Annotated in this window: 13 protein-coding genes; 2 read left to right on the forward strand and 11 right to left on the reverse strand. The window is 64.0% G+C overall.

Going from position 1 to position 11,741, the window contains the following annotated elements; translation table 11 throughout:
- Positions 1–2 precede the first annotated feature (2 nt).
- From CXY74_RS18230 to CXY74_RS10800, 8 genes are all read right to left on the reverse strand, one after another.
- Complete coding sequence (locus CXY74_RS18230; RefSeq protein WP_255409533.1) at positions 3–839, reverse strand: CaiB/BaiF CoA-transferase family protein; 837 nt, start codon at positions 837–839, stop codon at positions 3–5.
- Between the two features lie 104 nt (positions 840–943).
- Complete coding sequence (locus CXY74_RS10770) at positions 944–2,116, reverse strand: MFS transporter (protein ID WP_104200434.1); 1,173 nt, start codon at positions 2,114–2,116, stop codon at positions 944–946.
- A 25-nt stretch (positions 2,117–2,141) separates the two neighbouring features.
- Positions 2,142–3,767: a tripartite tricarboxylate transporter permease gene (locus tag CXY74_RS10775; RefSeq protein ID WP_104200435.1), complete on the reverse strand. Its 1,626-nt coding sequence runs from the start codon at positions 3,765–3,767 to the stop codon at positions 2,142–2,144.
- 33 nt (positions 3,768–3,800) lie between these two features.
- Positions 3,801–4,352, reverse strand: coding sequence for a tripartite tricarboxylate transporter TctB family protein (locus CXY74_RS10780; RefSeq protein WP_104200436.1), 552 nt, complete (start codon positions 4,350–4,352; stop codon positions 3,801–3,803).
- Complete coding sequence (locus tag CXY74_RS10785; RefSeq protein ID WP_104200437.1) at positions 4,349–5,341, reverse strand: tripartite tricarboxylate transporter substrate binding protein; 993 nt, start codon at positions 5,339–5,341, stop codon at positions 4,349–4,351. Before CXY74_RS10785 ends, CXY74_RS10780 begins: the two co-directional genes overlap by 4 nt.
- Positions 5,342–5,411: 70 nt before the next feature.
- The gene (locus CXY74_RS10790; RefSeq protein ID WP_104200438.1) at positions 5,412–5,861 is read right to left on the reverse strand and encodes a PaaI family thioesterase; all 450 of its coding nucleotides are present in this window, start codon (positions 5,859–5,861) and stop codon (positions 5,412–5,414) included.
- Positions 5,852–6,634 (reverse strand): enoyl-CoA hydratase-related protein, encoded by a 783-nt coding sequence (locus CXY74_RS10795; RefSeq protein WP_104200439.1) that lies wholly within the window; start codon positions 6,632–6,634, stop codon positions 5,852–5,854. The genes CXY74_RS10790 and CXY74_RS10795 overlap by 10 nt, the downstream gene beginning before the upstream one ends.
- Positions 6,635–6,637: 3 nt before the next feature.
- Positions 6,638–7,852, reverse strand: coding sequence for a CaiB/BaiF CoA-transferase family protein (locus tag CXY74_RS10800; protein WP_104200440.1), 1,215 nt, complete (start codon positions 7,850–7,852; stop codon positions 6,638–6,640).
- A 98-nt stretch (positions 7,853–7,950) separates the two neighbouring features.
- Here CXY74_RS10800 and CXY74_RS10805 point away from each other — a divergent pair, with 98 nt between their 5' ends.
- Both CXY74_RS10805 and CXY74_RS10810 read left to right on the forward strand, forming a co-directional pair.
- Complete coding sequence (locus CXY74_RS10805) at positions 7,951–8,790, forward strand: IclR family transcriptional regulator (protein WP_104200441.1); 840 nt, start codon at positions 7,951–7,953, stop codon at positions 8,788–8,790.
- A 127-nt stretch (positions 8,791–8,917) separates the two neighbouring features.
- A complete protein-coding gene (locus CXY74_RS10810; protein WP_104200442.1) occupies positions 8,918–9,619 on the forward strand; it encodes a FadR/GntR family transcriptional regulator in 702 nt (233 codons plus the stop codon).
- 108 nt (positions 9,620–9,727) lie between these two features.
- On the opposite strand, the gene tsaE is transcribed toward CXY74_RS10810, so the two are convergent.
- Genes tsaE through CXY74_RS10825 form a run of 3 tightly spaced genes read right to left on the reverse strand, consistent with a single transcriptional unit; the run spans position 9,728 to position 11,734 of the window.
- A complete protein-coding gene (gene tsaE / locus CXY74_RS10815) occupies positions 9,728–10,267 on the reverse strand; it encodes a tRNA (adenosine(37)-N6)-threonylcarbamoyltransferase complex ATPase subunit type 1 TsaE (protein WP_199183208.1) in 540 nt (179 codons plus the stop codon).
- Entirely contained in the window at positions 10,260–11,330 is a 1,071-nt protein-coding gene (alr, locus tag CXY74_RS10820) for an alanine racemase (protein ID WP_104200566.1), read from the reverse strand. The genes tsaE and alr overlap by 8 nt, the downstream gene beginning before the upstream one ends.
- A 47-nt stretch (positions 11,331–11,377) precedes the next feature.
- Entirely contained in the window at positions 11,378–11,734 is a 357-nt protein-coding gene (locus tag CXY74_RS10825; RefSeq protein ID WP_104198440.1) for a holo-ACP synthase, read from the reverse strand.
- Positions 11,735–11,741: the final 7 nt, after the last annotated feature.

Raw genomic sequence — 11,741 nt, forward strand, 5'->3', positions numbered from 1 at the left:
GCTCAACCGGGTCCACAATCGGTCGTTACCGACGGCAACCATGACAACCCATCGGCCGAGGCGAACGCCTGGTAGGGGGCGATAGTGGGATGCGCCGAACCGTAACGCCGCGGAACGTCTCCGCTGGCGAAATAGCCCCCGGCCACATAGGTCAGCCACGCCACCGAACCATCCAGCAGACTGATGTCGACCCACTGCCCCCGCCCGGTACGCGTTTTTTCGTGCAGGGCCGCCAGAATGCCGATGGTCGCCCACATGCCGGCGACGAGGTCGGCGCTGCTCACACCCACTCGAACGGGCGGGCCATCCGCTTCGCCGGTCACACTCATGATGCCGCTGCGAGCCTGGGCGATCGCGTCATAACCTGCGCGGTGGGCGTCTGGCCCGGTCTGCCCGTATCCGCTGATCGAGGCATAGATGAGGCCGGGGTTGTTGCGCACCAAGTCAACATAGCCGACGCCCAGTCGGCTGGCCGTGCCCGGGCGAAAGTTTTCGACGACGATATCGGCCGTGCGCGCCAGGGCCAGGACCGTGGCCAGACCCTCCGGCGATTTGAGGTCCACGGCAAAGCTGCGCTTATTACGATTGATCGACAGAAAATAAGCGGCTTCGCCACCCTGCGAGGGCGGGCCCCACTGCCGGGTGTCGTCACCGGTTCCCGGCTGCTCGATCTTGATCACGTCGGTCACGAGGTCGCCGAGCGTCATCGTGGCGAAGGGGCCGGACAGGATGCGGTGAGGTCCAGCACGACGAGCCCGTCGAGGGCTGACGTGCCGGCGGGAGCGGGACGTGGCTGCATGTGGTGTCTCCTGTCTGGCGTGAAGACTCACAGTCCGCATCGCCGCGGTAGCAAGGTGAATAACTCACCAGTCCACCTCTGTAGCAGCCCCGGGTCGCACGTCAAGGCACGGAGCCAAACTGAACAGTCCACTTTTCCCGTGGCTTACCGGCCGTGCCGTCGGCTCATGCGTCCGCTGGTCCCCGCCACGATGGCCAACCCCACCGATGTCGCGGCGAACACCCCTGGCACCCCCCAGGAGGCGGCAACCAGTCCGACGGCCGCTGGCACGGCAGATTGCCCGAACCGATTGGCGCTGAGACGCAAGGCAAGCCAGGTGCCGCGCGTTCCCGCCGGCGCGGTGAGTGCAATCACGGACATGGTCAGCGGCTGGCCGATCCCCAGCCCCAACCCGGCCAGCATCAGCGCGGCGCCGAGCAGCCAGACGTCGAGGGGCAGCACAAGCATCGCCACCGCAATGGCGGACACGGCCGTCGATCCGAATACAAGCCGGTCCCGGCCAAATCGCGTGACCAGGGCGCTGAGGAAGAACCGCGACACGATGGTGGCCACGGCCCGCACCATGAGCAGAACTCCGATGACGCTGGCGGAAATCTGACGTTCGACACCGAGGGCCGGCAGGTAGACGGAGAGCAGATCGATGGCGGCCAGCACCATCATGCTGACCAGCATTGCTCCCAGCATGCGTCGCCGGGTCTCTTTCGGAGCCCGCAGTGCTTCTCTCAGCGACGTGGTCGGCCTCGGTGTGGCCGTGGCCCCCCGCGGCTGCCGATGGGCTAAGAAGGCGGTCGGTATGAGCAGCAGCACTGCTGCCACGAAGGCGATGAAGAACAGCGTCGCGGTCGGCGGCAGAATGTTGTCGCCGCCGACGAGCGCGATGACCCCCGGTCCAACAGCCTGTCCCAGCGTTCCCGCAACCGTGTAGTAGCCGAAGGCCGAGTCGAGGTTTTTCGCATCGGTTTTGGCGACTCGACTCTGTTGGCCCACCGCCGAGAGCAGGTGCCCCAGGCCGAGCAACACGTTCCACACCAGCAGCAGCGTCAGCGTCGGGGTGTAGAACACGAGCCCGGCCGCGGATCCGACGAAAAGCACTGCGCCGACGGAAAGCACGAGCCGTTCACCGCGGAGGTCGGTGATCCTGCCCACAAACACGGCGATGAACAACGGCACGATTGCCGAACTCGCGGCGATGAGTCCCAGCCAGGTGACCGGAACGCCCATTTCCAGGGCGCGATAGGCCGCCGTTGGCCGCACAATAAACGCGATGAACTGTACGAGCATGGCGTGCTGGAACAGCGCCCAGGGCAAGTGACGCATTGGTTAGTCTCCGGTCGTGGTGGCGTCAGTTGGGCGAGCTTACGTCCTTCTTCTGGCCAGACGAATCCGGCGAATCCAGCGAATCCTGGGTCTCTGGCGAGGGTTCCACCGGCGTTCCGCGACGCCGACGCCCGACCTCAGTGACCGCCATCGCGGCCAGACGGGTAATTCGACGGCTCATAAAGGGAAGCGCGATAAGTGCGACCATCACGGCGAGAATCCACATCGAGGCCGAACGCTCGACGAAGATGCCGAGGTTGCCGCCAGAGATAATCATCGTTTGGCGAAGCGACTCCTCCGCCAGCGGACCGAGCACGAGCGCGATAACGAGCGCGGCCGGCGAGAAGCCGTAGCGACGCATGAAGAAGCCGAGTACGCCACAGGCCAGCATGATTCCAACCTCGACCATGCTGCTGTGCACGGCGAAGGTACCGAGCACGCAGATCACGATAATGATGGGAGCCAGAATGCGAAAGGGAACCCGGGCAACATTGGCAAACGTGGGAATCATGAAGATGTTGATGATCAGCAGTGCCACGTTTCCGAGGTACATGCTCGCGATGAGCCCCCAGGCGAAATCTGGATTCTGTTCCATGAGCAGCGGGCCCGGCTGCAGCCCCCACATGAGAAAGGCGGCCAGCAGCACGGCCGTCGCTGCCGAACCGGGGATGCCCAGGGTCAGAAGCGGAACCATGGCACCGGCCGACGCACCATTGTTTGCGGCCTCCGGTCCGGCAAGGCCGGCCATGGCGCCCTTGCCGAATCGTTCCGGCTTCTTCGAGATCGATTTTTCCAGACTGTACGACATGAGCGACGCGACCGTCGCACCCGCACCGGGGGCAAGCCCGGTGAAGAAGCCCAGGAAGGATCCGCGCACCATGGCACCGTTCGACTCCTTGAAGTCGGACCTGGTGGGCCAGAAACCCTTGCCCTTGATCGAAATCTTGCCGAAATCGAGGTGCTCCTTGTGGGCTCCGCGCCAGAGCGAGTAGAGGATCTCCCCCACACCGAAGAGCCCGATCGCCACCGGTACAAAGTCGATTCCGCTGATCAGCTCGCTGGACCCGAAGGTGTAGCGCTGCTCGCCGACCCCGATGTCGATGCCGACCGTAGCCAGGGCAAACCCGATAAGTGCCGACAGAATGCCGAGAATTCGGTTTTTACCGATGATCATGATGAGCGTGAGCAAACCGACCACCACGATCAGGAATAACTCCGGGGGACCGAAGGTACGAGCAATCGATGCGACCAGCGGCGCGAAGGCGCTCAGGAGGATGACTCCGATGGTGCCGGCGATAAAGGATGCGATCGCAGCCATGACCAGCGCGGGGCCGGCTCGGCCCTGCCGGGCCAGCGGATACCCATCAAAGGTACTGGCCACCGTGGCCGATTCACCGGGAGTGTTGATCAGCACCGAGGTGATGGTGCCGCCATACATTGACCCGTAGTACACCGCGGCGAGCATGATTATGGCGCCCGTCGGTTCCATGCCGAAAGTCACCGGCAGCAGGATCGCGATTCCTGCCGTTGGACCGAGCCCCGGCATGACCCCGATGATCATGCCGAGGGTGACCCCGGCCAACAGTAAGAGCACGTTCTGCACGGTGAGGATCGTGACGATCCCCTGCGCGAGGTTGTTGAAAATATCCATGGCTATTCCTCTAGGAGAATCGACGGATCGAGATCAGAAGGCCGGGATGATGCCGGCCGGCAAGCCCGCGTTCAGCCCGGTCTGCAGAATCAGGTACAGGGCGAGGGGCGTGGCGACGCTGATCACAATGTTCGCTACCCAGCGACCACGGTTGAGGAACCACAGCATGCCGAACAGAAAGAGCGCACCGGCCACGATCGCACCGAGGGACAGCAGCACAAGAATGAAGCTGCCAGCGGCAACGACCGTGAAGGTCATGACCAGCGGATGGTGGCCCAAATCGGCTTCTCCGACGTCCTCTTCCAGATCAGCGGCTCCCGATTCCTCGGAGGCCACCCGCATACTCTGCACCAGAGCGATGAGCGTGATCGCGATGATCAGTCCGCCCACGACCCGGGGGAAGAAGCCGGGGCCGATGCGTCCCGCCTGCGTGACCCAGTCCATCCGAAACGCCATTTCGGTGTATCCGATGAACAAAACGAGTACGACCCCGAGGAACGCGGTCTTGGCCGACGGGCGCCGGCTCCAGCCGGCATGCCCGACACCCGGGAATATCGTGCGGTGTGCCGCTACGGCCGAGCTCACAGCGCGCCGACGTCCGAGAGAACGGTTTCGAAGTTCTCCGAGGTGGACTTCACCTGGTCGAAGAAATCGTCGCCCCAGGCGATGTTCTCCGTGAGGTAGTTGGAGTCGAGGTATTCCTTCCACTCCGGGGTCGCGACGACCTCTTTCATGGTGGCGATCCACCAGTCCTGGGCCACCTTCGGAGCATCCGGAGCCAGAATCATTCCCCTGGGCATCGAGGGCAGGCCGGTGATGCCCAGCTCTTCGCCGGTCGGCACATCGGGCAACACGTCCAGGCGGCTGATACCGGTGTACAGCAGGGGCTTCATCGCGCCGGCTTCGAACTGTCCGAGGATGCTCCCGGTGTTGTTCACCGAGGCGTCCAAAGCGTGCGAGAGGAGGGCCGTATTGAGCTGGCCCTCATCGTTGAAGGGCACGTACTCGATCTCGTATCCCCCAGCCTCGGCCAGCAGGGCATGCAAAATAAAGTCGACGTTGAGAGGTCCAATGCCACCGACGACGACGGATTTCTCACCCTGGGCGTAGTCGACCCATTCCTCCCAGGTATTAATGGGGTTGTCACCGTTGAGCGTGAAGATCGCGTCGTCACTGCTGAACAGGCCCACCGGCGTGAAATCTTCGTAGGTCCACCCGGTGTCCGCCTGCATCGGCGTTGTGATGAATGATCCGGAAGTGGTGGAGATGTCGTATCCGCTTCCGGAGTTGTTGAGCAGGTAGCCCCAGCCGGTGGCGCCACCACCACCTTCCCGGTTTTCCAGTCGGATGTTCTCCGGATACATCTCGTACTGCTGGATGATGCTAACCAGGGTGCGAGCCATGATGTCGTTGCCGCCGCCGGGCCCGAATGCGATCGTCCAGTCGAGTTCCTCTGAGGGGTAGCTGGCGGCATCCTCTTCGGTGGCGTTGCCGCCCGTTTCGCTGCAGCCAGCGAGCGGAACGACGAGGCCCAGTACTGACAGGGCCACGATCAGCTTCATTTTCTTGCGCATGTGATTCTCTTCTCTTCATTGAGTGAGGTACAGGTAGAACGGTGGTGCGGGTAGAACTTCTGTGCGGTTACTAGAGGGCGTCGAGGCGATGCCAGGAACCGACCGCGAAGGCGACCAGACGGTCGTCCTCGTCGAACAGGCGCGACTCCAGGTGCACGATTCGGCGCCCGGCCCGCAGCACGGTGCCGATACATCGACCGTCCCCCTTCAGCGGCCGAAAGTAACGAACCTGCATCTCCAGTGTCATGGCTGTGGAGAGGAAGTGCTCACACAGATGACCCATGGAGACGTCCAGGGCCGTCGCGATGATGCCGCCGTGCATGGAACCCTGCGGGTTGCACAGGTGCGGCGCGTAGGGCAACGCGACGGTGCAGGTTTGGGCGAACTCGTCGTAGCTGATGCGCAGATCGAGGAACCGGGAGAGAAAGAAATTGCCGAATTCCTGGGTCGAATCCGCTGCCGCGAATTCGGCACGCTCCAGCGCGGACGAAAAGGCCACGCCGTTCGCGATCACGACCACGTGAACAGTGGGGGCCGCTTGGCGATGAAGGCCCGCACGCCTTCGGCAAAGTCGTCGGTATCGAACGAGGAGTTGCGCATGTCAATGGTGGCCGCATCGTCGGCCACCTGGCCGGTCACGACGCGGCGCACCATGGCTTTGCCGGTGCGCACGCTGAATTGGGCTCGGGAGGCAACCGTTTCGGCAAACTCGTAGGTGTACTTTTCGAGGTCCCCCTGCTCGCACAATTCGTCGAACAGGCCGAGAGCGAGGGCGCGCTCAGCGGGTATTTGCAGTCCGGAGGTGAGAATCCAATTCGCACGGGACGGCCCGGCGAGATCGACAACGCGTTTGGTCGACTCGAGGCTGTAGACGAGGCCCAGTTTTCCGGGCGTAATGGCAAATTTCGCGCGGGTATCGGCAAACCGCATGTCGCACGCCAGCGCCAATCCGGCACCGCCACCGATGCAATAGCCGTGGATCATGGCGATCGTGGGCTTCTGCAACGATTCAATGGCGTGTTCGGCAGCGGCGACGCGCTCGTTATAGTTTTTCGCCTTGGCCGCATTGGAGCGGTGTTCCTGAAACTCGCTGATGTCCGCGCCGGACGCGAATGACTTCTCGCCGGCACCACGCACAATGACAACTTTGACGGTCGGATCATCGTCGAGGGCCGAGATGAGCGCCGGCAATTCCGTGTACATCGCCATGTTGATCGCATTGTGGCTCTGCGGCCGATTGAGAACGAGGGTGGCGATTGCGCCCGCCCGCTCGATGAGGAGGTCTTCAGACATGGTTTAGTGCCTTTCCAATTCTGGGTGTGCGTCAAAAGCGACACCATCAGCAAACATTTTGTCGACCTCGTTGTCGCTGAGTCCGGCTTCGCGCAGCACCTCGGCCGTGTGCTGGCCGAGCCACGGCGGCGCCTTGCGAATGGTGTAGTCCATCGTCGAAAACTTGACCGGCGGCGCGAGCATCTTCATCGGGCCGATGATCGGGTGCTCGATTTCGACGATCATTTCCCGATCCAGAATCTGCGGATCGTTCATGGTCTGGTCGTAGGTCAGGGCCGGACCGCACGGCACTCCGGCGAGGTCGATGATCGCTATCCACTCCGCTGTGGTTTTGGTCATCGTGATGATCTCAATCTCACGCTCGAGTTCGTCGATGTTCTTCATGCGATCGGGGAGCGTCTCGAACCGGGGATCGGTCAGCCAGGCCGCGCGATCGAAGGCATCCACAACCAGCATCTCCCACAAGCGGTCGTTGGGGGCCCCGATCGTGACGTAACCGTCTGAGGTGCGGTAGGCCTGATACGGCGTCGACCGACGATGACGGGTTCCCGTGGCCTGGGGCACTTCGCCCGAGCCGAAGAAGGCACCGGACTCCCAGACGGTCCAGGCCAGCCCGGCCTCGACGATGGAGATATCCATGTATTGCCCTTCGCCGGTCTTCTCGCGCACCATCTGCGCCCCCATAATCGAGTACACCGCGGTCATCCCGGCGGCAACATCGTTGATGGCGATGCCGATCTTCGCCGGCTTTCCACCGGGCTCACCCGTCATGCGCAGAAAACCGCTGATTCCCTGGGCCATGATGTCGAAGCCCGGCCGGTGTTTATAGGGGCCGGTCTGGCCGAAACCGCTGATGGAGCAATACAGGATGTCGTCGCGAATGGCCCGCACCGCGTCGTAGTCGATTCCAAGTCGCTTGGCGACCCCCGGGCGAAAATTCTCGATGACCAGGTCGGCGTCGTCCACGAGCCGCATGAAGATGTCATGCCCTTCGGCACTCTTCAGGTCCAGGGAGATGCTCCGCTTGCTACGGTTGGGCATCGCGCCCGGATAGCTCTCTCCATTGATCTTCGGCTCGAAACGTCGCTCGTCGCTTCCGGTGTGCGGCTGTTCAATTTTGATAACGTCGGCACCGAGCTCAGCCAACACCATCGTGCAATACGGACCGGAGAGAAATCTGGTCAAGTCGAGAACACGAAATCCATCCAAGGGACGCATGTTGCTCCTTTCCTACATAGTGGGATAGATAACTACATTTCGGGATATATGATGTGTTTGACCATAGGGTCGTCCCAGAGAGAAGTCAAGGAATCGCGATGAGTGAACACAACGACGCGCTCGAGGGCGCGGCACCGCGCAGCGGAGTCCAGTCGATCGACCGGGCAGTCGCCATCCTCCGGTGCTTCGACTCCCAGCATCCCCATTTGGGAATCACCGAGATAGCCCACCTGACGGGCCTGTCCACCAGCACCGCCCACCGAATACTCACGGCGATGCTGGCCAACCAACTCGTGCGGTCCACCTCGGGCCGGCGATACGGCCTCGGCCCCCTGCTCGTACAACTCGCTCAAAGCGGAGCCCTGGCCACGACATTTCATGAAGTGGCCCTGCCGTTCATGACGAATCTGCGCGACGAAGTGAACGAAACCGTGGCGCTGCACTCGCTGCTGGCCTCCGAGGACCGTGCCGTCATCGACCAGGTTGAGAGTCATCAGGAGCTGCATCGACGGTATACCGAGATCGGCGTACCGATCCCACTGCCGCTGGGCGCGCCCGGAAAGGCGATTCTGTCGGCGATGCCGTGGGATCGTCAGTTGGCCCAGCTGGAGCGCCCCCTGGCGCGCGTCGCCCCGCAACAGATCACCGACCCGGTACAGCTGCGGATCGAACTCGACAGAACTCGCAATCGCGGCTGGGCCGAGTCCAAGGCGGAACGCACACTGGGCATCAGCTCCGTTGCCGCTCCCATTTTCGACCACAGCGGGAGCGTCATCGGTGCGCTCGGTCTGTCGGTACCCAGCGTGCGCATGAGCGACGATCGAATGCACGAGCTGGGGCGCCGCGTGCAACTCGTGGCCCGAGAGATCTCCGCCGCCCTGGGCGCAACGGATGCCCTCATCCAGCACGGTCAGGAGCTCGCGCGACCGACGGCCTGAATGCGTGACCGCTCGAGGCAGCGCGGCAGTGGACAGCCCACTGGCGCAATAGGTAACTTGGTGCGGGTTCCGATACGCTGTCGGGGTAAAAGAAGGATGCGAGGACTCACGATGACCCCCCCAACGGATGATTTCGAAATCCCTGCCAGAGCAGCTCGGCCGGGTGTCCCGGCCCAGGCTCTACGAGCAGTTGGTCGAGCAGCTGCTCGGCTACATCGAATCCGCCCAACTAGGCCCAGGAGATCTCCTGCCGAGTGAACGTGATTTGGCCGAACGCCTCGGCGTGTCCCGGCCCACGCTGGCGCAGGCACTCGTTGCCCTCGAAGTACTCGGCGTCATCAACGTTCGTCACGGCACCGGCGTCGTGCTGGTCTACCGGCCCAGCATCGCCACCGTCATCAAGGGACTGCAGGCGCACCAAAACCGACTCCCGGAGATTGTGGAGGCGCGCAGCACGCTGGAGATCAAGCTCGCCTCCCTCGCAGCGCTCCAGCGCACCGATGCCGACCTCACGGCCATCGATGCGGCCCTCACCGCGATGGCCGAGGAAATCGCCGACGGCCACAAGGGTGCCCACGGCGATGAGTTGTTCCATCAGGCCGTAACCCAGGCCGCGCACTCGGCGGTTCTGGGGCAGCTGATGACGTTCATCGCCGAGATGATTCTCGAGACACGCCTGGAGTCGCTCGGCCAGCCCGGGCGACCGGAGCAGTCGCTGGCGTCGCACCGGGCCATCGCGGCGGCCATCCGCTCGCAGGATGCCGACGAGGCAGCGGCGCGGATGCTCGCGCACATCGAACTCGTGTCGGACGTCGCGTTGTTGAAGTAGGTCCAGCCCCGCGTCAGGAATTCCACCAGTCCAGGCGCTCGCTCCGGCGCCGGAACGCGCGCCGATACCCGCGATGATCGGGTCATTCACCGAGCCGACAGAGTCGGGTCAGCCCAGACAGACATCGGCCAGCCGCTCCCAGCGCGGGCCGCGACCCGTGAGCGTCAGGGTGCGCGGTTCGTCGACGTCGTGATCGAGATCGATAACGGTGTCGAGAGCGGATGCCGCGGCATCCGCTTCACGGGCAGCCTCCGCACGGCCCTGCGGCCGCTCGATCTCGATGTCCAGCCAGGATTCGGTGATGCCATCGAGCAGACCGCGTCCCCACTCGACCACGACGATCGAGCGGACGAAGTCGATATCGAGGTCGTCGAGTTCCATGGCGCTGCCGAGGCGGTACGCGTCGACGTGCACGAACGGCGGCCCGCCCACGAGACTCGGGTGCGTGCGAGCGAGCACGAAAGTAGGGCTGGTCACGGCTCCACGCACCTGCAGCCCCTCGCCGAGGCCACGCGTCAGCGTGGTCTTGCCCGCCCCAAGCGGTCCGGTGAGCACGATGAGGTCACCGGCCAGCAGGGTACCGGCGAGATCCACTCCGAACCGGTGCATCGCCGCCGCATTCGCAATCGTGCGGTGCAGCTCAGTCATTGATGTGTCGCCGCGTCACCCGGGGCCCGATTCGCGTGACGATCTCGTAGTTGATCGTGCCGGCGGCGTCGGCCCAGTCGGTGGCACTCGGCGCGCCCGTGGCCGGGTCGCCAAACAGTACGACCTCGTCGCCGACAGCTACGCCCGGGTTTTCGGAGCCGAGGTTCACGACGAACTGGTCCATCGCCACCCGTCCGACCAGCGGGTAGTTCGCGCTGTGAATGTGCACGAGCGCTGCCCCCGAGGCCTGCCGGGGAACGCCGTCGGCATAGCCGAGCGGCACGAGCACGAGCGTGGAATCCTGCGGTGCGCGCCACAGATAGTCGTACGAGACTCCGGCGCCGGCACTGACCCGTCGCACGAGGGCCACCCGGCCGCGCAGGGTCATGGCCGGAATCAAGCCGAGATCGGCTGAAGTTGCATCGTCGAAGGGCGACAACCCGTAGATGGTGATGCCGAATCGCACCATGGTGAAGCGAGCGGCCGGCAGCCGCAGTGCCGCTGCGGACGATGCAAGATGCACGAGCGTGGGGGTCAGCCCGGCCGCGCGAGCGGCGGCGACGCCGCGTTCGAAGCATTCGAGCGCCTGCTGGTCGTCGAACGCCGACGCATTGGCGAGGTGGCTCATGACACCGTCGACGCGCAGCAGCCCGACCTTTTCGAGCGCAGCGGCGAGCGCGAAGACCTCGGCCCAGTCGTTCTCGTGCACGCCGTTCCGGTTGAGGCCGGTTTCCAGTTTCAGATGAACGGATGCGCTCTGGCCGAGTTCCGCCGCGGCATCCGCTACCTGTTGCACCTGTTGCGCTGAGGAGAGCCCGAGCGTGACGTCGTCGTCGATCGCAGCGCTGAAATCGGCGTCGGGGTCGTGCAGCCAGGCGAGAATCGGTGCATCGATTCCGGCGTCACGCAGGACCAAAGCCTCGTCGATGTCGGCGACGCCGAGCCAGTCGGCCCCGCCCGCGAGGGCAGCACGCGCCACCGGCACGGCACCATGACCGTAGGCGTTGGCTTTGACGACCGCCATGGCGTGCGCGGCGCCTGCGACAGCGCGCAGGTGGGCCATGTTGTGGCGAATGGCGGCGAGGTCGACCACGGCCTCGCGAAAACCGGTCACTGCTCCCCCTCGGCGACGACGAAGGCGCACGCCACGCCCGCGTCGTGCGTCATGGTGACGTGCACCCGCGTGATGCCACGCTCGGTGAGCGCAGCCTGGGCCGCCCCGCTGAGCTGGAATTCCGGATTGCCGTGCGGGTCGTTCACAATTTCCATCTCGTGCCAGGTAGCGCCCCCACTGTCACCGAGGGCCTTGATCAGTGCTTCCTTGGCGGCGAAACGCGCTGCGAGAGAATGCACCGGCAGACCGCGTTCGTTTTCCGTGAACAACCGCGGTACCAGGCGCGGCGTGCGCGCGACCTGACGTGCGAACCGTGCCAGGTCGACCACGTCAACCCCGATGCCCTTGATCATCGTGCCG

This window comes from Cryobacterium sp. Y29 (assembly GCF_002929825.1).
Classification (GTDB): domain Bacteria; phylum Actinomycetota; class Actinomycetes; order Actinomycetales; family Microbacteriaceae; genus Cryobacterium.